The following is a 23860-nucleotide window of genomic DNA, read 5'->3' on the forward strand; positions in this document are numbered from 1 at the left end:
TCTCGGGCACGCGCGCGTGCTTGCCTTCGCTCGGGTGCGGCACTCACATACTGTGTGATCAGGGCTCCCACACTGCCTGCGCCGACTAATTGGAGTAAGGGCATCGGGTCAACCATGCCGGTAGCATTCCATATCGATCTTGCCCATGCGGCCACCGCGAAGACAGCGTGGCTGCCCAGCACGGTTTTCAAGAGGGTGCTGGCCAAGAGGATCAGTGGTTGCCTGACCTGCATGTTCGATGCCTCACGGACCCGTCAGGCAATGCTTTGGTCCATAGGCAGTCACTTTGGCGCGAGCCTCGAAGATCATGGCCCCAACGTCGCGCTTTACCGGGCAGGTCCACAGACCGCCCGACGCGCCGGAAGCTTACGGGGCCATGATCACTTGCGCCAAAGCAGCTCCAGCCCAAAGCCGCACCACCAACCGCAGACTCGCGAGCCTCGACCAGAAGTTAACTCACATTCCCACCAGAGACAGGCAGGTACGGTCCCTGAGCAGAGAAACCTTGCAGCCGAACCAGGCCCTGGTGCGGAGACGCAAAAAGCATGTCCCCCATTGGGAGTAGCCTTTCGGCACCTGAAGCATCAAGGATCACTCTGCTATCTGTAGCACTCCTCACCATTAGCGAAAGGCGTGCGAAGTTAGCCTTCATCACCCCAGGAACGATCTCCACGCTGGGGCGCTGCGTGGCAGTAATGAGATGCCCACCAACAGCACGAGCTCGTTGAACGAAACGGGTAACCAGGGTTTCGAACCTTCGACGATCTGACGAGGAAAGTGCGATCTCTGAGAACTCGTCAATTACAACGACTAGTGGCTTCAGGGGCGCATCCTCACCACGCGCAGCGGCATCCTCCCCCAGTGAAACAACGTCCGTGATGTTCTTGGGATCCGCGCGGTACATCGCTGCTTCGGCGTACTCATTGAAAATTTCGATCCGCTCGGGAACACGCCTTTCCACGATGTCACCGAGAAGATCCAAAGCTCCGTCAGCCCCAAGATGATAGTCGCCACTTTGCCGAATCTGGGGCGCTCTAGCGAGATCTCTAAAATCCCCCATACCTTTAGCATCTACGAGTACTAGGTCGAGAGCATCCGTGGGATACATCCGCGTAAGCTGCCACAGCATGGAACGGAGCAGCGTGCTCTTCCCGCTTCCAGTGGTTCCGGCAATCAAAAGATGCGGAAGCTCGTGTAGCGGTACCCAGAATGGGTTGAATTCATAGTCCGTTCCGAGAGCCACAGCAACTGCCTGCCCGGCCGGCACAACCAGTTCTGAAACGTCAGCAATACTTCGGTGCTGCCGTGGAATTTCAAGCACTGCGTAGCGAGCCCGCCCCGGAAGATTGTCCACTCGAATCCCGGAAACCCCAAGGTCGCGAGCAATGTCCATCTCTTGATTCGCGAGAGTGGAAAGCCTGGCCCCTGGCTCAAGTTCAAATGGAACTCGCAACACCGACGGCCCAGTAACAATGTCCCCCTCATTCAAACTACGCAGCGGAACATTACGAGCTCGCAATGCGTTGATCACTTGATGAGCCAGTCCAGCACGCTCTGCGTCGTCAATCCATTTTCCTTCTACCTGAACATATTCCCCCTGCTGCTGAGGATGTTGGTCAGCGTCACTATCCGAATCCGCGAAGGTCTGGTGCCCGTCGCTGCCAGTCGCCACCATTGCGTCTCCTTGCGGAGAATCTTCACCAAGGCTAGAAAGAAGGTCTCCGAGGTAGCTAGGAACAGCTACCTGGTCCCTTCCATGACGGAGCGCGCTTCGCAACCAGTCACCCCCGAGCACTTTCAGGGGAAGACCGGCGTCTCCAATCCGGTCAGGGAAGTTACTTTGTGGCGCATCGATTCCCACCACCACAACCTCGCCCTCGAGCCGAACCGGTTCGGAAGAAGGATCTAGCTTAAAGAGGTCATTCAAACTCCGCAGGCGTCTCTTGTACTCGGGCCAGTCTTGTACTCGAGTTTCTTCCCACTGCTGCAACGCTTCGAGAAATACCTGTCGCTTGAGGATCTCACGTCGGCTGGCAGCAAACAGATCCCCGCTTGACTGAGAAAAAACCCCGCGTAGGACATCCATCATTTCAAGTACTTGTTCAGACGCTTCGTGCACGTGCTGAGGAATAATGCCACCCTCTAGCGCATCGCGAGTTGATTTGACTTCAATGACCTTAACGCATGGCCCGTCCTGGTTCCATTTGATTTGTAGAAGGTCAGCACGCCTGTTGCTACGACGACGCTGAAGCCATTTTCGGGCGGCATCGGTGTCCAGACTCATGACGAGACTGCCCTCGTCCTCCTGCAACTCAGCTAGAACCGCCGCAACCCCGATCCTCCCCAGAATTGCGTCATCGCTTAGAGGTCCCTTGGTACCGAAGAAGCCCAGGAGTCCTTCAGGAAGAGCACGGCGCACGGTGTTAGTAAGGAACGTCATGAGGCTGTTTGGTTCAGGGTCAAGCCAACTGTTTCCCTGCATCATGCGCAAGGGTGGATCGACCAGCAATGTCAAGTCACGACAATAGACGTAAGCCGTATGCGAACCTGATCCCACCCGTCCGAGAAGGTGGAGACGCCCATCTTCTCCGCCCTGCAGCTCTCCCTCAGTTTGTTCCGGCAAATCAATATTCTCGGGTGCAGCGAGAGCACTCGTAGATTCAACCAGTACTAGCCAGTTAGTCGCCTGCCCGAGCTCTGAAAGGCGAGCGGTTTCCGTCGGAGAAAGCAATGGACTGCGATCCAACTCCGCTGGATCAGCACTCGACAGCTTACTCTGCTGATTCAAAAGCGCGGCCAGACGACCGGATGCTGCTGGCTTGATTACAGTCGTGCGTTTGTGCGTGACAAACAACCACTCTGTGACAACGCTCCCCTGCTGTTCGGACTGCAAGAGGCTTCCGAAACCAGCGGTGCCTCCGTCGGATACATCAAACAGGAAAGCAACGTGCGGTGCACCGCCGGCCTGGAGGGCGCCAGCATCAGGATCTTTCTCGATGATCTCCACAATTACTCTGCTACGCTCATCATGCTCTGCCTCAGCGGCCGCAATCAAGTTTCTGATCTCGGTAACATCTTCCGGACTGAACACGCGCAATACAATTCGTGAAGCAGAACAAAATTTGGGATCTTGCAACCGCTCGAATAGGCGACGGACCACCGTCGGAGTGGGTCGAATCAGCGCAACGCAGAGACTCAGCTGCGCGAAGGGATAAGCAACGAGAAAACGATCAATCACCTGTTGAACAATATGTGTCGTTTCAGGTGTGCCTGATGCCAATCGCTTCTTTCCGTAGACAGGTTCTCCAGACTCTGAAACACCGGAAAAAGCCAGAGCCTCCGGATCCTTCCCTATGACAACCCCCAAAGAGGGCGCGGCAGGATCGATATTGGCGGACACGGTATCGAGGAACTCGCTATCCAGTTCACCGCCAGATTGCATTTCGCGAAAGATCTTAGCGGCTCGAACCCTCGGCTCCAGGACTACAGGATGCAGCGGTAGAAGCCGAGCACGTGTTCCATCTGAATCTCGCTCTGCTACTACGTCGACTAGGGTGAGGGCATCGGCCATGCGCTTCACGTAAGTGGCTTGCTCGGTGGGGATCTCTTCGCGCATCTGCCTCAGAGCGGACCACAGATCTTCCCACGACGATACGAGTTCATCACCCTGGCTCCGCAGCGTCTGTGAACCAACAAATAGCCTAATGCCTTCGCTTGGAATGGACGGCGCGTAGGGGGCCAAGGCCATCCTGCTATCTGCCAACCGATCGAAAGCATCCAAAGCCAGTCGCCCAGCAACGGGTGCATCGTCAGCAAGATCCTGGAGATCCTGACGAAGGTCTCCCAGTGACTGCCATTGCGTCGCTGTACCAAACTTTGGCGTCGTTCCGCCGGCCAGAGAGCCGTAAAATTCTGCTAGTGACTCGTCGTTGGCTGGCTGTACCTCATCCAAATTGCCAAATAGAGTGCCCGACTCCTCTGCGGCCTCATCCGAACTCTTTGGCTCAGCACCGACCAGGGATGGGTCGTTCAGCAGTTGCTCCAAGCTTGGAGCATCCCATGTCACGCTGCCGCTATTGAGCTCGAGTTGGCTACCGCCATCGTGGTCTCGAACCGCCTCGAGAAGATCCTCCTCTGAGACCTCTCCCGAATTGACCAGATCCAAGATATCGACCCGATCATCTGGAACGAGAGCGTCATCCACGAATCGTGCACGGGAGCGGACCGAAGCAACTCGCATCGCGTCGATAACATCGTCCAAGTTCAAGCCAGCAAGCAGTTCACGCCTTCCAAACCGTCCAAACTCGCGCAGTCTTGCATACTCGGCAGTGGAGTTGGCGATAAACCGCTGAAGAGTTCCGGGGTCTGCCATTCTAACGGAATCCACAGTCTGCTCATTCAACTGCAGACGGCCAGAATCGATGGGTTGCGCAGTTCGGTGATCGGGCAGCAAGCCAAGTCGCCAAAGCAACTTACGTGAAAGGTCACCACTCCCCGGTTTCAGCGGATTTAGGGCAGCGCAATAGTCCGCCACATAGTCCAACGGGATGTTGCGCTCCTGCAAGGCTGCCAAAAGTGGTGCCACATTCTCACTCACACCGTGCGCATTCTCGGCACCTAGCGTAGCAAAAATCGCCTCCCTGACCTCATCGGCAGTGACTTGAGGAACATTCATCAGTCCATGAGCTCTATTTCGATGAAGGTCACCAATCACGAGAATTGGTCGCTTGCCCTCGTTCCTCCAACGAATCGCAACGGTAACTCGATCGGTGACGTTGTTGCGTTCGATCCGAGTGGACGCGAAATTGGCGACGCTAAGGCCATGTATATCTTCCGACAGACGGTCAACAATCCGCTCTAGCGGCATTCCAGGCGAAAGATAGGGGAGTCGAAGATATCCGAAACCCGCCTCGAACTTACCCCTGACGATGACACAAATCGCTTCGGTAAGTACGTCTTGAGCTTCACCCATTGCCGATTCCTCTGTACGGTTCACCGGGCATTCCAAATCTTGAGCGGGTTTAGCACTTCTGTTGTGTTGTCGCTGTAGGCGCGAGCAAGGCCGAGGCGTGTGAGCATGTCAGCCAGTGAATCTCTGTTCAACTCTAGCTCTGATTCTGACGCCCGCGGTGTCATGGAACGAGTCTGCTCCGTTGGTCCTACGGAAATCCCAAACCGTGATTCAAGCCTGCGTAGAAACTCATCGTAGGAGATTTCTGACTCTTCTTCTGTGAGTGCAGCCAGCACAAGCGTCGTTATCAAGTTTGCTTCAATACAAAAGCGCTTGCTCGTGTTCCCTCTTCGTGGTGCCAAAAAACCGCAGCGTCGAGCGTGATGTTCGAACCACTGCGAATAGCTCTGAGCCATAGTTGTCTTAAGGAGGTCAAGAAGAACCAACGCGACGGGGCCGGTCAGATCCTGCGGACCCTGAGCCATCCCAGCCTTCGGAATCAAATACTCAAGGGCTTCTGGAGTCTTGGCAACCAACAGCCGGCTCCGCTCAAGACGCTTCTCTTTGGCTCCGGCCGAAAACGGAGTCGTTTGAAGGAGGAACTCCTCCGCGACATTTTTGTCCTGAACCGCGTCTCGCAGTCGTTCCCGTACAGTCGACTGGAGTTTTGACGCAATCCAGTTATCCATAGCAGTGTGCATCAGAGGAAGTGAACCCCGAGCGGACGAGTCGAGGACGGTATCTGCGTCTGGAGAAACTACGGCCAAGAGCGGAGTCAGGCTGCCGGTTGTAAGCAGACTAGGAACTTGGGCGTAGGAGAGAACGCACGCAAATTCAATCGCGTTGGCAAGTACTTTGAGCGCATCAAGGCTATCAGCGGCCACACTACCCAGTTGGACGGCCCGACGGAGCAGGTTACCAAGGTCGTTAGCAAACGTCCTGGTGACATCATTCGTTACCCAAGGGACAGGCCCGACTTCGGAGATTATAAAACTACCGGCATCAATAGGCCCGGCAAGAGCTGACTGCAGCACCCAATATGGATTTGGCTGTGTCTCACAAAGGCGCTTAACCAGGGCCAGCAACGCGTCAGCCCCTGAGGCGTGATTGAGTAGTAGTGAGGCACAGAGCAGACCCATTGCCCCGCCTGTACGATCATTCGTGATAAACGCCGGATGCGCCACTTGGTATGACTGGAGGGAAGCAAATACCGCGTTATCGCTTGCCAACAGTTGCCTCAGCAACTGGCGCGCTGCGTCGAGATCCGCAGAATCTGATGGCACCTTAAATGGAATCTCCGCCCGTGCAAGCATCTGTCTGAGAGATTCTTCAGCGGTCACCCACGAACTACTCTTCCTCGCAATCAGAGCGCTGGCCAGCTTCGGTGCTCGAGGGCCTACTAGGCATCGCGAAAGGAAGCCATTCAGCACATGAACCGGTTCTGCGTTCGTAGTGGCCGTACTGAAGACAAGCGTCTCGGTGACGTTCTCTCTGAACCATGGGGTGAGTTCGATGCCGGCCACGAACGTCATGGGTTAACCTCGATTTCTGGACGGCGCCCGCCTCGCACGGTGACTCTTGTAACTACACCACTAGAGTGGTCGACTGCAATAATCTCGGGGTCAGTCTCTGGCTTGACCGGCGCCTGGCCAATAAAGAGGTCAAGCGCCATGTCTAGTGCCTCTTGAGTCCTATCTGAGTGGATCGTTCGAGGCTGATGCAACTGGCGCCAAGTTTCATAGTCGAGTGAAAGGACGGCTCCTTTGCCTTGCTTCCATGTAAGCTCGAGTTTCGATGGCTTGAAGCCAGCAGACTCCACGCCATGATCTTCGTGCAGATAGGGCAACCGAACCGCGAGCTCGTCCGAGCTGATAGATGCGCTAGCAGCCAATACTGACGGTCGAGTCACAGCTGTTAGGCGATGGTGTCGACTGAGGTGGAGTTGCTTCCCACCGCCCACCTTGAGGCGGTAACGGTTTATTTCAGCGACTACCCGTTGGACTGCGCGTTGAGGCTCATCTTGAGCTTCTTGAAGCAATTCGACATATTCTGGAATATGTGACTGCCTATCAATGATTTCCTCAACACGCAATTCTGCTGCGAGAAAGAACCAGGCTCGCTTGGCCGCCGCAAATGCTTTGAGAGCTCCGCTTCGATCTCTCCTGTCGATGACAGCAGGATTAAATAGCGGAACTTCAAGTGCGACGTCGACTCGCCGGTTGCTGCCTAGCCACAAGTGACTGTCAATGGATGAATTTGCACTGTGGATAGGGTCAAATTCTCGGCTGATCAGTCGACCAAGCGATGTCGCAGGGTCAAAGACTCTGGACCACCACCATCCAGGTAGCTTCTGAGCATCGCGTCCACGAGTCGGGCATTGCCAACCAAAGAACAGTTCGGCGAGAAATACCCACAATTCTCGAGCGGTAAGTCGAAGTCCCGACTGTCCCAGCAGGGACAGGAGGATCGTGAGCCGGTCAGCCGCTTGGGGCGAGCTGGCGAGTAGGTCTCGGCCGGCTGTACGCGGGCACGTAGTGTCATCGCCGCATGTTCGGCACGGATCGACTGCAGGCAACAGGGCGGTCAAGGGCCCGAGCAACGAAGCCCGCATGAACCAGTTGCCGACCCGCAAGGTTGACCAGGAGGACCCCCCTCGGATCGTCCATCTGCTCGCCCCGGGCTCGGGCGTGCGTCACCTCGCGCACCTGCTCGTAGAGCCCGTCGCCTTGTAGTCGCGCCAGCGACGACAACGGGCCCTCGTTGAGTGTGATGACGAGTTGGCAGTCTTTCGCAGTAGCCGCCTCGGTCCATGCCAGGATTGCCGCATCATCCAGTGTTGCCGCATCTCGGATGAACAGGCGATCCCCCGATGTCAGCGCATCAGGAGAACGATCCTCTGCCTCAATGGATCTTCTCGGCCTACTCGCATCGAGAGCCATCGACAGCAGGTGACTCTTGCCGTCCCCTGCGTTGCCAGTGATCACCACGTGTTGGCCGTCGTCAAGACCCTGCGTCACAAGCTCAACGAGTGGATCCTCCACGTTGAGCTGGCGCCTAACGTCAACAGGCCAGGAATCTGCGTACACTTCGCCGCGCCGGAACAGCATGGCAAGGTCTGTCATCGATGAGTCGCGGATGATGGCCGTCTCCCCCTGGTGCGCTGTCCACGTTGCCCCACGAGACCACGCTACAGAAGCCGACTGACAATCACCTGCAACTTCAGGCAGAACGATCAGAAGGCGAGCGTCAGTTGCTCCGGCTCGTTGGGAGCAGGCCCAACCTCCCTCATCATCCCGGCCAGTTCATCGATGAGATCTGGGGTGCAGCGAGCCTGTTCAGCCAAGAGGCCGCCTCGAGCACTCACCCACCGGTCCCACCACTGCTTCGAGAGATCGATCGCTGTTGCCCCAGACACGTCCCCCGCGGGCTCCCACCCCAAAAGTACGCCTCCTGGGTCGTTGACTAGGGGCAGGGCATACATGGGGCGACGGGTGTCGTGTCTTCTGAGATCAGGAAGTCCCAATCCGGACAAAGCCTTTCCAATCGCCCTAAAGCGAGCGCTAGCGCCTTCCCCGAACGTTCTAGTGATATGCGAGTACCCATCCGCCGCGATGTTGTATTCATCGATAGCGTCAATGGTGTCTCCGGCAACGTGGAATGAGCCAAAACCACGCGTCTCACCGATCCGAATCCATCGCCTGCCACCGCTAGAAGCGCGGTTATATTGAGAACTGTGGCCTGGGTACAAGCCACTGGTAAATACTACCAGCGGACCGGGATTTGGAATCTTTTCCCGGACCTCAGGCTTATAGACAGTGGCAGCGATCTGCCCTAGTGGCCGGTCCCGCCCCCAGGCCTCGAGTACAGTCTCGCTGCCTGCCACGGCGGCTGCCAATTTACCAGCCCGCATGGGTCCGAACGGTGGCGCAGCACCGCAGACGCTCATTTCTAGAGCGACAAACCCCATGTGATAGTGCCAGATCTTACGCAGACCTGAATCCACCAATCGCCGCATAAGTACGTCCTCACGCAGAAATTGAGCGGGATTTGAAGAATCCAAACAGGCACTGAGTCCTGCAAGACCAAGGCTAAGCTCAGCGGCAGTTTCTGCACGCTTTGTCTGCGCAAGGAGTTGTCGAGCCAAATCACGTTCATCCGACTTCCGGGCATCGTTGTACGCATCACGGAAGCGGGCTGCCAGTTTTTGCAAACCTTCTGCTTGCTGTTTTCCGCCTGAAGGATTGATGGACGGTAGCCCGTCCGGATTCACTGCTCCAAGCAGGGATGTCAGAACTTGTGCCGTAGCTGAAATCCTGTCTTTGGCGTCGGAGACATCGCCCAATCGGTCGACAAAGCCTCCGGGGCCACCTTCTGCATTACGTGAGGTAAGCCCAAGCCAGGAGTCTCTGCAGCGAATTTCAGGAACAACATTGCGGAATTGCGCAACCCCCAGCGGCGTGCCTGGGAATTTCCTGTCCTCAAGTACTACCGAGACCTCACGGCCAGGTGCGCTGGCATCCGGAGTCATAGACCAAGTAGCGCGTACGGCCCTCCACAGTGCCCTTCCAGCACCCTGCCCTGCGACGGTGAGCTGAAGTTCTGGTGGGCCGTCTGCAAGCGCAGCAATGCATTCCTGCGAGCGATACTGGCTTTTCGCGAGTGTTCCCAGGAGACGCTCAAAGGATTTGCGCTGACCTGGAATCCTTAGGGCGTTCGTGCGCGCCTGTCGATATAGCGTTCGGAGCGCTTCCCGTCGTTGCGATTCGCCGACATTTCCGGCTTCCAGCAGAGGCGCGAGAACAATATCTTCACCCTGAAGCAGGGGATAATATCCCGAATCAATGTAGTCCCGCAAGATAAGCAGGGTCGCTCGAAAGGCCTTAGCCGATGGAGTATCCTGCCCGCAGTTTTGAACTTCGCGCTTCAATAGCTCCCGGATCTGACTGGGTAGCTTTCCGTCAAGCGAAGTGGCAATCTGTTTGAACTTGGGGCCCAGTGCACCAAGTTCCTCTGGCTGAAATTCAACCAGCTTATCTACTGGGATAAGCAAAGGGGTGCGGTCATCCATAAGCACAGGGTAGCTGCTCGAGTCATCGTATGGGAGCGTTAGGGACAGAAATCCGTCGACCATGTGCCATTGGACCTGGGCGGGTCGCCAGTCTGCCGGCGCACCCCTCTCATCCGCGTTCAGTGGATCCTCCGATCATGACCTTGCCGCTGGCTGCCGCACCGTGAAGGCTACCGGCCCACCAGGGCGCTCAAGCATCAGGCGCTCCTGCAGGCGACTTGGCGCGCCTCAACGGACTCAGCATGAGGTCCGGCTACAGACGCCAGGTGGGGTGTTCCGGCTGCAGACGCCAGGTGGGTGCTTGGTGCAGACGCCCTGAGATTGCTACGACCGCTGACACCGCTTCCCGTCGCTCCCGCACAGCCTGGCACCGGGCCGCGGGTCTGCTCGTGCAGGTGGCTGTGCGGCAAAGAGGGAGGATGGGGTCGCACCCTTGGGTGGCGAACGCCTCTGCCGTCGACGCACTGCGCGCGCTGGGGCGCCTCACCAGTCCGCTGTAGAGGGCCACCTGTTCTCGCAGCATCGACCAAAGGGGGCTAGCGGCCCCGAACTAGGTTGGTAGGGTCCGCTGCAAACCAACTCGTTCCGTGATCGCCTCGCCCCTCAAGGGAATCATGATGCCCGGCTCTCCCACCAAGGCCACTGATCCCACCTCTGCCGCAAAGTTGATCTCCGATCATGCGATCGGAGCAACCGTAAGCACTTTTCGAGTGTTCGGAATCAATAGCCTGAAAACCTACTCGGACCCTGATGCACTACAGGGCCAAGCGCTAGAGTCTGTTGCAGAAGTCGAAAATACCCTTCAGCTCAAATTCACACGTCACTCCATTGATGTTGACTTGCAGCGGACGGGGTCCGTGATCTGGCACGCAATTGATAACACCTCCGCCAGCAAGAGCCCGACGGGTAGACTCATCTTTACCAATGGCTTCGCTTTGACATTCGCTGAACCTGCGAAAACGAAGCGTATCGCGTTTTGGGTCAAGGAGGCGTCCACCTGATCGATTTGCTGGGTCTTCGATTGATTCGCAATTCGGGTCCGTACGCGATAAGGGCGGCGATAGCAGTTAGCGCGGATAGCATAAATGAGCGCTAAAGTCCATGCGCCGGCTGCGAGTTGCCCCGTGACCGACGGCCTGCTGCCTCGCAGTGGATCGCTTCAGAGAGCAGCTTTCACGACCGGTCGAACTCGTTGAGTTGGCGGCACGCCGCGGACTATCTGTGGACGGGAAGCCGCTGTGTGACGCCTTGAGGGGCCATGACCTGCAGCGATACTCGTCATGCAGACGGCCTCCGGAGCCGTGTGCGCAGGTTCGAATCCTGCCGGGGGCACTCGTCGGTCAGCCAGCCAAGAACAAGCTCTGACCAGGGCGAATGCCGTCACGAGAGAGGGCGGGAGTCAGTCTCACTGACTCCCGCCCTCTCTCGTTGTCTCTCAGTGTTCGCGACACACCTCCGACACACACCGGCATAGCGCGACTGGAGCTCTGGTTAACCCTGATCAAGCCGGGCGCTTTGACCAGCCAGGCCGCACCAGCGGCTCTGCGGCCCGCCCATCGAATGGCGACTTGCAGGTCTGCCTTGCGCGGTAAGGTCTGGGGATGCGTTCTACCGAGCCCTGTTGGTCCGCATCCCGTAGTCGTCATTCTCGCAGTCCATCGCCTTGCTGAACCGCTGTCGGCAGTGACCGTTGCCGTTGTCACAGGCACCTCCGGCCCTGCCACCACCCATTCCCCATTGGCCCCGAGTGCGGCGTACGAAATACGACGAGTCTCACGCCAACTGCACTGACCTGCGCACAGTGGACGAGTCGAGACTTCGGAAACATCTCGGTCTCCTGGATCAAAGCAAGTAGAAGACTGCTTTCGCGTGATCATGGGGCTGTCATAGGCCTTGTTGGTGAAGAAACATCAGCACAGTGAGCGACTCTGTCGGGATCTTGAGGTTCCAAGGTCATTTGCCTTGGCGCCACCAGAGGGAGCGGGGTAGGCCGCGGGCTTCGAGGTACTGCGGCGAAATGCTTTTCGTCCACCTGCTCCAACAACCGCCGGCACAGTGGTGGTCGTGCGGCGCCGCGCGTCAACGGGCCAGGGAAGAGTATGTGGGCGGAGAAAGGGGCAGGGTGTCGAGTGCACGGTGTGATCTGAGGGCCGGACGGGTCAGTACCGGCCCGGCGTCCTCGTCGCAACTGTGGCCGACGATGACGAAGTCGTGCGCAAGGTGCCAGACGAGGCCTGGACGGGCCAGGTCGTTGACCGACATGGGGGTTCCCCGGCCCAGGATCTCGACGTTGAGGGTAGGGGTGCCCTTGCCGCATTCGGCGAGGCGGCGTTCGTAAAGCAAGCTACCGATTCCCATTCCGCGGAATTCCGGGAGGACTTCGGACGAGCACAGGTACACGCTCGTGCAGTGGGCGGTCGTTCCGTCCAAGTTCACGTAGTTGAGCCGGCGACTCTCGTACCAGGACGTGCAGCCGATCACCCGGTCTCGGTACAGGGCGCAGAGGTAGGTCTGGCCGGGGGCGGGGTGGCGGGTGGTCCGTACGGGGGCGAGGCTATCCAGCGTGGTTTGATCCAGGAACGCAAGGAAAGCAGTCATCTGTTGGTCGTCGATCAGCTTTGTATGCACTTCAGCCTTGTCGATCACAACTCCTCCGGCCCCAGCCCCTCGGGTCAGTCCCGGCCCTACCAGTCGGCTCGGAACCGTGTCGTCATGAACTCCTCCAGCATGGGTCTGCCCGGCATCAACTGGGGCACGTTCATGCCCCAGTTCGGGTTGCCCTCCAGGATTAAAGGGCCGCGGTCCGACAGCCCCACGTCCCAGCCGATCGATCCGACGCAGGGGAACAGGTCGTGCGCCGCGGTGCACATGCGGCGCAGGGTTCTGGCCTGGGACGTCGGAAGTTTGTACGTGCACGTGTCTTGGTCTCTGCCCTGCGCATCCAGTCCGTCTCCGCAGGAACCGTCTTCGTGTACCAGGTGGGCAGTGCCGCCCTGCCTTCGGTTGGCCGCCACTGCGCCCGGTGCGCCGCGGAACAGGACCATTCCCGCTACTTCCGTGCGGCCCCGGAGTTTGGAGGTGACCACCCTCATGGTCGGCAGGGCGGTGTCTCCCGACGTCGCGAACCAGTCGTCCGGCCGGAGCAGTTCTTCGGCCACCAGGCGGCCCGAGCGGGTGAGGCCCTCCAGCACGGGGCTTCTCTTTTCCGGCCGGTGGCTTGCTCGGGCGACCCAGACCGATTCGCCTTGCAGCCCGTAGCGGTCCTTCAGCATCCAGCGCGTTCCGTGCGGGATAGCCGGGTGGGAGAACTCCAAGGTACCCGGGACGTCGCCTTCACCTCCGGCCCACACCCTCGTCCCCGGGCCGAGCCCGGTCTGGTGCGGGGCCTCGATTTCCACGGCCCTGAGACGGCGGTTGCATTCCAACTTGTCGTTGACGAGCGCAGCCGCAACGGCGCAGTTGTTCCAGTCCCGGTATTCGGTACGGCGTGCTCTGGGCACGACACCACGCAGTGCGGCGAGGTCCCGTCTGCCGCACTTGCGCAGTGCCGCGATGTCACGGCTATCGCAACTGGTTCGCAGTGCCATGAGTACGGCGTCGAGGAGCGGGTGGTCCTGGCTTATCGCCTGCCTGTGGCGCCATACGTCGGTTCCGCCCTTCACCCCGTAGAGGAGCGAGCGGAGTGCCCGGCCCGCAGCGCCCGTGCCGGTCATAGCGACCATCACGGTGCCCCAGGTCAGGCGCGGCGAGGTCTCATCCGTCAGCTGTCCCCGATGTGCCCCGCACACGAATCGGGCGGCGAGACCCATCGGCAATGGACGAGTCGGCAACGCAGGAGCGCTAGTCATGGGTCACCTCACGCGACCGTTCCAACTCCACGTCCGACCAGTTTCGCAGCACCCGGTTCCTGATCGTCCGTGCCGTCGCCGCCTCGAACTCCGCGACCGCGCGGGAGGCCGGGTCCGAACCTGTCGGCAACTGCCCGGCGTCGAAGAACTCGCGGAGTTGGGCCAAGGCGGTGCGGTCCAGGCCGGATCGTACGAACGCCTCGTAGTTCAGGCGGAGGAAGCGGGCCGGGTTGCCGACCACGAGTTGTCCTATGCCCACCGTGCGGGTCACCGCGGCGGCCATGCCAGCGAAGGACCAGTGGCCCATGACCGTACGGGGGTGCAGCGAGCTTCCGATGCCCAGACCGCTCCAGTCGAGCATGACGCCGTGGCCTCCCACGGCGCAGTTGACGGACAGGGTGACGTGGGAGCCGATGCGCGAGTCGTGGGCAAGCAGGCTTCCTGCGCCTACGGAGCTGTTGTCGCCGATAACCGTGGCATCCCCGACCGGGGCGTGCATGACGGAGTGCTCGCCGAAGTAGTTGCCCGAGCCGATGCTGACCACACCGGTCCTTCGCCAGGCGGTGCCCTGTCGGTGGGCCTGGCGGCACCGCCCGCCGATGACCGAGTAGGCGCCGAAGAAGTTGTCGTCCCCGATGACCGCAGGGCCGGAGATCACCACGCCGTGCTCGAAGGTGTTCCGTCGGCCCATCGTGACGTCACCGATGATTACCGGCTCCGTGACCATGGCGGCTGCCTCTCACCAGTCGGGTATACCCAGGGCTTTCCGCACCTCACTGGTGCAAGTTCTGATCAGGTCGATCGTCTCGTCCCGCAGCGCAGGCCTCAGGCGGGGTGCGGAGAGCCGCCACTGAGTGACGATCTCGCCGTAGCCGTCCCTGCGGGCGCAGTCGGGCAGGTGCTCGTAGGACCAGAGCGAGACGTCCCAGCCGACCGCGCGCAGCGCTAGGTACTCCTCGGCGATCTTCCGCCAGCGCTCGGCGTAGAAGACGGCGTACCAGGAGTCGGGGCCGCCATACTGCTCCGCGATGTCTCCGTGACGCTCGGGGTCACACATCGAGCGGTAGGCCGCGGCCGGCTCACGGAGGAGAAAGACGATGCGTCGCCGGGTGGTGTGCCGCAGTAGCTGCTGCTCGGCCCAGGTGCTCAGGACGGCGGTAGTGTCCGGGGTAACGGCCAGGCGGTCGAGGTAGTGCTGAATGCCCGCCATGCCGGTGGTGTCCATTATGAAGCCGTCGGCCCGTCGTGCGAACTCCGCCCGCTGCGCTGCACGGCCCTGCTTCACCCAGTATCGGTGCTGGATAATGTCCGGCTTGTTGTGAACCGTCAGGCCGGACCTGGCCAAGGCGTGTCTCACGTAGGTCGAGCCGGAGCCACCCATGCTGCAGAAGATCACCGGGTCAGAAGAGTTCAAGGCGATCACCGTCCGAGAGGATGCGAACCTCAGCCTCGCATCCCTGGAAGGCGCCCAGCATTGCGTCCTCCTCGGCCGACGGGATCCCGATGTGCGTCAGCAGTACGGACTCCAACCGATCGCGTTTGTGGACCAGCTCGGCGATGTCCGCCGCACCCGCGTGCCCGGCGTTTCCGGACAGGCCGCCGCCGCAGTCGACGACCAACGCCCGTACCGAATCGTCCACCGCGCTCACCAGACGGTCGTCACAGATGGCGTCGCCGGAGAACACGGTGTTAAGCACTCGGTAGCCGACGGCCTCGGTGCCTCCGTGGGTGACGGGGTAGGCGGTGACGGGCAGTCCCGCCGCGCCTTCCAGCTCGCCAGCGCGGTCCGCATCGACCGGCCTCCAGTCGATGCGGGGGGCGTTGCGTCGTTCCTCCAGTCCGAAGGGGGCGAGTAGTGCCCTTGCGATACGGATCGTCTCCTGCGTGCCGTGAATGGCGAGGGGCTTCTCCCGGAACAGACCCAGCATCCACAGCGAATGGATCAGGCTGGGGAGGCCGTAGACGTGGTCGACGTGGCCATGGGTGAGGTAGAGGTGGCGGAGGGCGCCGGGGTCGAGACCGTGGCGCAGAATCTCGTGCGCGGGGCTACCGCTGCAGTCGATAGCCAGCAGCGAACTACCCGTTTCGATGAGATACGAGGAGTTGGCTCGCGCGGCGCTCGGTTTGGCGGATCCGCTGCCCAGTACATGGACCGTGCCCCTTGCGTGTTCCATGGCGTCTCCCGATGCTGGTGATGCGTGGTGTCGTTCTTCGTTCATTTCCGTCCCCTCACCTCGCCTCACCTCTCCTCTTCGAGTTCCTGCCAGTTACGCACACTGGAGTTGTGTTCGGCGAAAAGGCGCTCGATGTCCAGTGACCGGCGGCCGGCTTCCACCGCTTCGCGGATCGCCTTGACTCGTCTTCGGATACTTCTCCGTTCGAGACCGCCCCGGAAAATCGGGGTCATGGTGTGGAGCAGTACCGGATCACTGACCGCGGAGGCGTATTCGTAGGCCACTCGTGGTTCGACGCCACCCGTCAGCGCGGGGAGGCTGGCCTTTCCAGTGTTCCTGCTGTTCAGCAGAGGCATGATGGCCTCGTAGAGCGTTCCGCGGCGCAGTGCGGGGATGCTGAGCAGCCCGATGTTGACCACGTCGCCGCCCATGGCATTGATCATTGAGGCGTAGGCGGACTGGCTCCAGGACGTGCGTCCCGAGGGGTAGGAGGTGAGGGTGTAGGCGAAGATCGGCACGTTCCAGGCGCGCAAGTATTCGAAGACCGAGAAGCCCATTGCCACCGGGCACATACGGATGCCGATCGTGACGTTGGGGACCTGCGGTTGCAGCGTCGTGGCGATCTTCTCGACCAGCTGGACCGCGTACTCCAGTCTGCTGGTCGCGTTGAAGAAGAGCGCGACCGGGCGGCCCGCCGTCGCTTCCTCGGCCACGGCGACGGCGCGCGTGGTCAGTTCGTAGTCGTTCACGTTCAGGCTGAGGTCAGTGATGACCTGCACCCCGGCCCGGACCAGGGTGCGGCTCACCTCGTCCCAGGACTGCCGGGCGGCCGTCTTCGGTACAGGTACCGAAAGCCAGGGAGCGGGAGAGGTTGACCCGTCGAGGAGGTCGGCTCCGCGGACCGGGCCAGGGAAAAACGTGTCGTTGCTGAGAAGGCTGAACGCGCTGAGCGTCACGCTCCTGATGGCGGGATCGCGGAAGCTCGTGCCGCCCAGCAGGGCGACAAGTCCTGCCGAGCCGCGCTCGGCCATGCCGAAGGAGGTGAGATCGAGGTTGACGCTGAGAGACAGCCTTGGGTCGTCCTGGCTGGTGTTCGTGCGGTAGGCCATGTCGATCTCGGCCCGGCTGTCGGTTCGGTGGGCCAGCAGTCCGGCCCTGACGGCGGCCACGAGCCGGTCGGCGTGCGAGGACGGGTCGAGGACGAGGTCGTACTCGAGTCGTAAGGTCATGCTGGCTCGATGGGTCCGACGAGCGCCCAGAGCACGGCGGCGGTCGTGGTGAGGTTCAGCGCCACGGCCCATGAGCCCAGGCCGGTGTAGTGGGCCGCGGCTGTGGAGACGATGAACGCGACGAGCGCGAACGCCGCGGCGAACTGGAACCGCACTGAGCGACGCCACATACGCGCGTTTTCCTCCAGGCTTTCGGATTTCACCGATGTACGTAACGTGGCCAGCGCCACGAAGACCGTGGTGGCCGTGCCGTCGAACTGGGAGAGCAGGCCCATCACGGTGGTGTCGCGACTGATCGACAAGCGCTCGGTGGCCTCGTGAACGGCGAGGGTCGCCAGGGTCATGAGGAACACGGGCATCCGCAGCACGCGCACATGGAACTTGGTACGCACCTCCGGCCGCCCTAGTAGGACCGGACGAACGGGCCATTCTCGTCGAGCGCATCGCCGACCCTGAGCGCTCGCAGGGGGGGCATCGTCATATAGGCCTCTTCCGGGGTCATCCACACGACGTCCGAAGCCTCGTCCGAAGCGCTCGGTTCACCTCCCGCCACACCGCACAGGAAGGCAATGGATATCGTCCTACGAGGGGTGTTCTTGTAAACGCCCGTGAGTTTCACGGGATCCACGGTCACGCCGGTTTCCTCAAGGACCTCACGGACGAGACCCCGTTCCAGTCCTTCCCCGACTTCCAGTAGCCCTCCCGGCGGCACCCAGGTGCCGTCGTCCACCCGCTTGATCGCTAGGAGACGACCGTCGTCTCTCAGGACGATGCCGGTGACGCTGACGATATGAAGCGGCACTGCAAGATCGGAATCCATGCACGCCCCCAACAGTCCGTCACATTCTAGCGGGCTATGACTTGCATCACGCAAGACGCGAGACGCCTGTTGGAGCGCGGTCGTTGTCAACATCTCGGCATTGAGCGACTTGGTCGGGGCTTTGCGATCTGCTCACGGAGCCGGGTCACCGCGGCCTGACACGTCACAAGGCTGCCGAACGCTTCAGCGCTGCGCCCCAGTTCACAGTTGTTCGCGCCGACCAGGCGCCATGCGACCGGTTTCTCCCCTTCTTCCGGTCTCTGTGGCGATACTCGCACTGCGTACAAAAACCGCGGCCGAACCATCGAAACCACCCACCCCTCCATCTTTCGCCTCTGCGCTTTTCGCCACTGGCCGAAAGACCTCCCCAAGCGCCCCTGACAGTGGCGGGTTGCGTAGGGCCTGTGTGCACAGCGAGGTGAAGGCCGAACGGGGGGTAGGTGAATGGGAAGCTCCGATAAACCCAAGGTAATCGTGATCAAGATTCTGGTGACGCTGTGCGGCTCCCGCGAGGGCTGGGGCGCCTGCGCCCGCATGAGCTGCCCGCTTATGTCGCCACGGCGGTCGTCCGGCAGATCGAACAGGGCGGACATGGCTCCGCCTCGCCGCGTGAAACGGGCGAGGCGGAGTGCCAGGGGCTCGGCCTGGTCCGCACGGCAGCCCGGTCGGGGCGCCGTACGGACCGTGCCGGGCCGGGCCTGTGCGGGTCAGCCCGTGGGCATCAGGACGCGGGTGGCTCCTTCCTCCTTGTTGTGCTTGTTGTGCTTGTTGTGCCGGTCGGCCCAGTTGGCGAGGGCCGTACTGCACGCGTGATCGAGATGGCGCAGGTCGAGCAGGTCGAGCTCGATGTGCCGGTCCTTCGGCAGTCCCTCGAGGCTGTCGAGGATCCTGGGCAGACGGAGGAAGGTCGCGTTGCCCGAGACGACCACACGGAGGGGGCCGCTGCGGTCGGAGTCTTCGTCGACATGCACCTGGACGTGCGACGTCTCCCACGCCGTCTTGGCGATGGCGAGCAGCAGGCCGGCCAGCACGCCCTCGAACATGTTGGTCGCGACGATGGCGACCGCGGTGGCCATCAGGATCAGCGCCTCCCCGCGGTGCTCGCGCCACAGCGGCCCGAGTTCCTTCAGCGGGATGAGCTTCCAGCCGGAGAAGACCAGGATGCCGGCGAGCGCGGCGACCGGTATGAGGCCGAGCGCGGCCGGTACGAGCGCCGCGAAGAGCAGCAGCCATACGCCGTGCAGCACCCGTGACGCCTTCGTCCGGGCACCCGCTTGCACATTGGCCGCGCTGCGCACGATGACCGCAGTCATCGGCAGCGCCCCAAGGGCTCCGCAGAAGGTGTTGCCCGCGCCCTGCGCCATCAACTCCTTGTCGTAGTCGGTGCCGGGGCCGCTGTGCAGCCGGTCGACGGCAGCGGCGCTGAACAGACTCTCCGCCGACGCGATGAGCGTGATGGCGACGACCGTGCCGATCGCCCCGACCACTCCGGCATCCGTGATCCTGCCGAGGTCGTCGGTGGACGGTGGCCGGATCGCGCCCAACAGCCCCTGCACCTCGACCCGCTTCACGGGCAGTGCGAACAGCGCCACGACGGTGGTGGTCAAAGCCACGGCGGCCAGCGGTGCGGGGACCACTCGGACCTTCGGCGGCAGATGTTTCCAGAAGGCCATCAGTACGACGGTGACCGCGCCGAGAGCGAAGGCGGTCAGAGCCTCCGGCGTACGGGCCGTACGGATCAGCATCTCTGGCAGGCCCGCGAGGTTGGCGGGGCCCGAGCCGGGCGCCTTCGCGTCGGCCATGGCGTAGAGCTGACCGGCGATCAGTACGAGGCCGATCCCGGCCAGCATCCCTTCCACCACGGCGATGGAGATGGCGCGGAACCAGCGGCCCAGCCGCAGCGCGCCCATGACCAGCTGGAGCACGCCCGCTGTGAGGACGAAGACGCCCAGGGCCCCGAGTCCGAATTCGTTGACGGCTTCGAGGACAAGGACGGTCAGCCCCGCGGCGGGTCCGCTGACCTGGAGGCTGCTCCCGGGGAGCAGTCCGGTGACAAGTCCGCCGACGATGCCGGTGACCAGGCCGAGTTCCGCCGGGACGCCGGAGGCAACGGCCACGCCCACGCACAGCGGCACGGCGACGAGGAATACGACGACGGACGCGGTGAGATCGGCTCGCAGCGTCGAGGCGGAGGGTCGCTCCGCGCGCTGCGGCGCCGCCCGCCGGTGGCGTCCGCGGTTCCCGCGTTCGCGGGTGTCGGCGGCGCTCACAGCGGAAGGAACGCGTCGTCGTGCGGCCGGTGGACGAGCACGGAGCCGGTGTCTATCTCGTAGAACCAGCCGTGCAGGTTCAGCCGCCCTTCCGCGACCCGTCGGGCGACGCATGGGTAGTCGCGCAACTGCCGGAGCTGGCACAGCACATGGTGCTGGACGGCCTCGGCGATGGCCGGTGAAGAAAGGTCGGTGAAGAGGGGCGGGGGTGACGCACTCTCCAGCCAGCCGCGGACCGCGGGGACGGCGGAGAGGTCTTCGCGGCGCGCCATCGCGCCGACGGCACCGCAGTGGGAGTGGCCGCAGACGACGATGTCGGCGACGCCGAGCACCTCGACGGCGTACTCGATGGTGGCTGCCTCGCTCGAGTGCCGGTCGGGGTCGTGTTCGGGGATGATGCTGCCTGCCGTGCGGAGTTCGAAGAGCTCGCCGGGGCGGGCTCCGGTGATCAGTGAGGGGATCACCCGCGAGTCGGAGCAGGTGATGAACAGCGCTTGTGGGGACTGGCCTTCCGCCAGGCGGCCGAACTCGTCGGCGCGGGCGGCGGCCCGGTCCCGGAAGGCGCGGGCATTCTTCATGAGCATGTGCATGGGGGTGTTCCTCCAGCGCGCCCAAGGCGCGCGGTGGTGAGTCGTCATGTCGGATCGCAGGTGCTGAGTGGGGGAAGCCGTGCGGGAGCCGACGAATCGATCAGAGGCGGAACACTTGCAGCACGGCGGGCCGTGCTGCGGGGTGCTGTCCGGGCGGCCCGGGATTGTGCCCCGTGCACCAGGAGTCGGTGGAGCACCCGGGAGGCGGCGGGGTCGCCCTCACCGGTCGGGCGGAGGGGGGACGATCGCCTGTGGGCGGGGCGTGGGCGGTCAGCAGGCTGTTGGGCCGGCCGCCGTTGCGGTAGGGGGGCGGCTTGTCCAGGGGATCCGGATCGTCCCGGGACGAGTCGGCGTGTGAGCCGCGCAAGCCGTGTTCGTTGGGTGAGTTGGCCTCACCGGGTGGGCCCAGTGAGTCTGGTGGCTCCGGTGGGCCTGGTGAGCGCGGTGGCTCGGGTTCGCCGGGCGACTCAGGTATGGAGTCGGCCTCTCGGGAAGTCCCTCCGGCGTCCAATTCCACTTCTCCGGCGGCGTCTACGGCCGCCTGGCAGAACAGGAGGACCGCGAGCAACAGGGTGCACAGCGCTGCGAATGCGTCCGCTGCCGCGATACGCCGTGTCACGGTCCCTCCCCGACTTCAGTCCTCAGCAATTGGTCCAACTGGTCAGTAACTCCAGCCTCTTCAGTCACTGTGACAGCACGACGGCACAAAAGTCAGCGATTCGTTAAACATTCGTGAGCGTCACACCACTTGACAGCAGTCATCTGGCGGCGCTACCGCGGGTCACCCCAGTTGAGGCACTGGTTGGGTCCGGGCACCGGCGAGCGAGTATCGGGGGCCGGTCAACTGGGCGCGGGCCGCGAGGCATTCGCCGTCGTCCGCGCTCATTCGCCAGGGGTGCGCGACGCAGTTCGGATGATGCCGTCACCCCGTCACCGGCCCCCAAGAAGGCGCCCCCGGTCGTCTACCGCTGGTTCACCGACCCCGCCGCCCGCGCGATCTATCCGCCCGACGAGCACCCGCACCACTGCCGGGTCTTCGTGGCCGACCTCCATGCGGTCGCCGCCCGGCGCGGCCGCGACACCGAGGCTGCCAGGATGGTGGCCGTACTACGGCGGCGCAGCGAGGAGTTCGCCACCCTGTGGGACACCCACGACGTCGCCCTGCGCCGGGTCGACCACAAGCGAATCGTCCACCCCGCGCTGGGCGTCATCGAGCTGGACTGCCACAGCCTGTTCAGCGAGGACGGACGCCAGCGCCTGCTGTGGTTCACCGCCCCGCCCGGCACCCAGGGCGCCGCCCAGCTGGAACTGCTCTCCGTCATCGGCACGCAGGACATGGCGGCGAGCGAGAGCGCACTCCGCGAGGGAGCAGGGGTGCACGCCTCCCGCGAGGGAGCAGGGGTGAACGCCGACTTGAGCGAGTGAGCAGGAATTATCCGTAACGGACAACGGGCGCATCGCGCCGCGCCCCCGACTCGCGTCCTGCGATCAGCGGGCGCTCTCCGCGTCCGCGCGGGCCTGCGCATCGATGCGCGCCTTGGCGTCCTTCCAGGCGATCGGCAGCTCCTCCACCGGCACCTCCCAGAACGTGAAGGCCGAGCTGCGCATCGTGGATCGCAGGCCGATCATGATGCTCTTGTGGGGCTCGGTCCTCGCGTAGGTGTAGAGCGCTTCCTTGTCCTCCCAGGCGGACAGGGTGAAGAAGACGCCCTTCAGCAGCTGGGCTTCGAGGGACGCACCCAGCGCGCCCGGCGCCGAGCGCACCTGCCCCCAGGCGGAGAGCGCCTTCAGAAAGAAGCCCGGCACGTTCCTGATGGACTTCACCTCAAGGCGGGAGGCCATAACGAAGGCGCGGGTGTTGGGCTGAGCCGGGTTCGGCTTCGTCCAGGGAAGAGTTGGCACGATAGTCTCGCCTCCACAGTTGGTGAGTAGCGGTATCTATATTAGACAGTGCCGCTACCCAATGGCCAGTGGGAAGCAGGACCGGGATGCGAATTTCTGAGTTGAGCCGCCGCAGTGGGGTGTCCACCGCGACGATCAAGTACTACCTGCGCGAAGGGCTCCTGCCGCCGGGCCGCGCCACCGCGGCGACCCAGGCGGAGTACGGAGAGTCCCATGTGCGGCGCCTCCGGCTGATCCGCGCCCTGATCGGCGTGCGAGGGCTGTCGGTCAGTGCAGCCAAGGACGTACTGGAGGCCGTCTCCGAGCACGCGACCGACCTGCATGAGCTGCTCGGCCTCGTCTTCGGTGTCTGGCCTGCCTCCGGCGCCGCCAAGGACGAGGACGGCGAGGCGGACGACTCCGAAGTGAGCGCGCTGCTGGCGGAGATGGGCTGGGAGGTCTCGGAGCACAATCCCGCCCGTGACGTCATCACGCAGACGCTGCACACCCTGCGCTCTCTCGACGTGGACTACGACTGGCACTCACTCGTTCCCTACGCGCAGCTCGCCGAGAAAACCGCCACCCTGGACCTGGACCAGCTCGAAGGTCCGGACGATCCGCTCGAAAAGGCGGAGCGCGCCGTACTCCTTACGTTTCTCCTGGAGCCGGCGCTGCTGGCCCTGCGCCGCCTCGCGCAGGAAGCCGAGTCGACCGTTCGGTACCGCAGTTGACCTGAGTGGCATCACATTCACGTCGCTGCCAGGGTCTCGTCGGCGCCTTCCCAACCCAGTGCCTTGCCAACGGTTTTGCAGCCGATTCTGCCTGGAGGGTCAGGCTGGGTGTGTGGATGATGTCCAAGGGGCGGAGTGATGCGGGGACGCAATCCAGTGCCCCACCCGTAGCGCGTCAGGCAGAGCCTGGGGATGAGTCCTGAGCCCCTCTGTTGCCAGAAACCCCGACAGACACCCAGTCGAGACGACAGGATACGAACAATTGACTCATGGCCGGCGGATCAACACAGGCTCCAAG

General features: G+C 62.3%; 18 protein-coding genes, 1 tRNA gene and 1 pseudogene. 4 read left to right on the forward strand and 16 right to left on the reverse strand.

Annotated elements, in window-relative coordinates; translation table 11 throughout:
- Positions 1–451 precede the first annotated feature (451 nt).
- From QFZ67_RS12145 to QFZ67_RS12165, 5 genes are all read right to left on the reverse strand, one after another.
- Positions 452–4996 (reverse strand): DNA translocase FtsK, encoded by a 4545-nt coding sequence (locus tag QFZ67_RS12145; protein ID WP_307661094.1) that lies wholly within the window; start codon positions 4994–4996, stop codon positions 452–454.
- Positions 4993–6483: a hypothetical protein gene (locus tag QFZ67_RS12150; protein WP_307661095.1), complete on the reverse strand. Its 1491-nt coding sequence runs from the start codon at positions 6481–6483 to the stop codon at positions 4993–4995. Before QFZ67_RS12150 ends, QFZ67_RS12145 begins: the two co-directional genes overlap by 4 nt.
- The gene (locus QFZ67_RS12155) at positions 6480–7367 is read right to left on the reverse strand and encodes a hypothetical protein (protein WP_307661096.1); all 888 of its coding nucleotides are present in this window, start codon (positions 7365–7367) and stop codon (positions 6480–6482) included. Before QFZ67_RS12155 ends, QFZ67_RS12150 begins: the two co-directional genes overlap by 4 nt.
- A gap of 121 nt (positions 7368–7488) precedes the next feature.
- Positions 7489–8073, reverse strand: coding sequence for a hypothetical protein (locus QFZ67_RS12160; RefSeq protein ID WP_307661097.1), 585 nt, complete (start codon positions 8071–8073; stop codon positions 7489–7491).
- Positions 8074–8183: 110 nt separating this feature from the next.
- A complete protein-coding gene (locus tag QFZ67_RS12165) occupies positions 8184–10019 on the reverse strand; it encodes a Druantia anti-phage system protein DruA (protein ID WP_307661098.1) in 1836 nt (611 codons plus the stop codon).
- Between the two features lie 587 nt (positions 10020–10606).
- On the opposite strand from QFZ67_RS12165, the gene QFZ67_RS12170 reads away from it, so the two are divergent.
- Together QFZ67_RS12170 and QFZ67_RS12175 are read left to right on the forward strand one after the other, a co-directional pair.
- Positions 10607–11020, forward strand: a complete 414-nt coding sequence (locus QFZ67_RS12170) for a hypothetical protein (protein ID WP_307661099.1) — start codon at positions 10607–10609, stop codon at positions 11018–11020.
- A 231-nt stretch (positions 11021–11251) separates the two neighbouring features.
- Positions 11252–11351 (forward strand) — tRNA-Ser (locus tag QFZ67_RS12175).
- A 747-nt stretch (positions 11352–12098) separates the two neighbouring features.
- On the opposite strand, the gene QFZ67_RS12180 is transcribed toward QFZ67_RS12175, so the two are convergent.
- The 10 genes from QFZ67_RS12180 to QFZ67_RS12225 form a co-directional block, all read right to left on the reverse strand.
- A complete protein-coding gene (locus QFZ67_RS12180) occupies positions 12099–12665 on the reverse strand; it encodes a GNAT family N-acetyltransferase (RefSeq protein WP_307661100.1) in 567 nt (188 codons plus the stop codon).
- Positions 12666–12703: 38 nt separating this feature from the next.
- Entirely contained in the window at positions 12704–13732 is a 1029-nt protein-coding gene (locus tag QFZ67_RS12185; RefSeq protein WP_307661101.1) for a sugar-transfer associated ATP-grasp domain-containing protein, read from the reverse strand.
- 127 nt (positions 13733–13859) lie between these two features.
- Positions 13860–14594: a hypothetical protein gene (locus tag QFZ67_RS12190; RefSeq protein WP_307661102.1), complete on the reverse strand. Its 735-nt coding sequence runs from the start codon at positions 14592–14594 to the stop codon at positions 13860–13862.
- 12 nt (positions 14595–14606) lie between these two features.
- On the reverse strand, positions 14607–15152 hold the full coding sequence (locus QFZ67_RS12195; protein ID WP_307661103.1) for a hypothetical protein: 546 nt from the start codon (positions 15150–15152) through the stop codon (positions 14607–14609).
- A 115-nt stretch (positions 15153–15267) separates the two neighbouring features.
- Positions 15268–16041, reverse strand: coding sequence for an MBL fold metallo-hydrolase (locus QFZ67_RS12200; RefSeq protein ID WP_307661104.1), 774 nt, complete (start codon positions 16039–16041; stop codon positions 15268–15270).
- A 65-nt stretch (positions 16042–16106) separates the two neighbouring features.
- The gene (locus QFZ67_RS12205; RefSeq protein WP_307661105.1) at positions 16107–17270 is read right to left on the reverse strand and encodes a hypothetical protein; all 1164 of its coding nucleotides are present in this window, start codon (positions 17268–17270) and stop codon (positions 16107–16109) included.
- The gene (locus QFZ67_RS12210; protein ID WP_307661106.1) at positions 17267–17644 is read right to left on the reverse strand and encodes a hypothetical protein; all 378 of its coding nucleotides are present in this window, start codon (positions 17642–17644) and stop codon (positions 17267–17269) included. The genes QFZ67_RS12205 and QFZ67_RS12210 overlap by 4 nt, the downstream gene beginning before the upstream one ends.
- A gap of 29 nt (positions 17645–17673) precedes the next feature.
- A complete protein-coding gene (locus QFZ67_RS12215) occupies positions 17674–18090 on the reverse strand; it encodes an NUDIX hydrolase (protein WP_307661107.1) in 417 nt (138 codons plus the stop codon).
- Positions 18091–18797: 707 nt separating this feature from the next.
- Positions 18798–20360 carry a SulP family inorganic anion transporter gene (locus QFZ67_RS12220; RefSeq protein ID WP_373429992.1) on the reverse strand — a complete coding sequence of 521 codons (1563 nt, stop codon included), beginning with the start codon at positions 20358–20360 and terminating at the stop codon, positions 18798–18800.
- Positions 20357–20950, reverse strand: a complete 594-nt coding sequence (locus QFZ67_RS12225; RefSeq protein WP_307661108.1) for a carbonic anhydrase — start codon at positions 20948–20950, stop codon at positions 20357–20359. Before QFZ67_RS12225 ends, QFZ67_RS12220 begins: the two co-directional genes overlap by 4 nt.
- A 948-nt stretch (positions 20951–21898) precedes the next feature.
- On the opposite strand from QFZ67_RS12225, the pseudogene QFZ67_RS12230 reads away from it, so the two are divergent.
- Positions 21899–22375: pseudogene (locus QFZ67_RS12230) on the forward strand (transcriptional regulator); the annotation flags it as partial.
- 63 nt (positions 22376–22438) lie between these two features.
- Here QFZ67_RS12230 and QFZ67_RS12235 read toward each other — a convergent pair.
- Complete coding sequence (locus QFZ67_RS12235) at positions 22439–22852, reverse strand: DUF3291 domain-containing protein (protein WP_307661110.1); 414 nt, start codon at positions 22850–22852, stop codon at positions 22439–22441.
- An 86-nt stretch (positions 22853–22938) separates the two neighbouring features.
- Between QFZ67_RS12235 and QFZ67_RS12240 the strand changes: the two genes are divergently transcribed.
- Positions 22939–23562, forward strand: coding sequence for a MerR family transcriptional regulator (locus QFZ67_RS12240; protein ID WP_307661111.1), 624 nt, complete (start codon positions 22939–22941; stop codon positions 23560–23562).
- Positions 23563–23860 lie beyond the last annotated feature (298 nt).

Source organism: Streptomyces sp. V1I1 (assembly GCF_030817355.1).
In the GTDB taxonomy this organism is placed as follows: Bacteria; Actinomycetota; Actinomycetes; order Streptomycetales; family Streptomycetaceae; genus Streptomyces.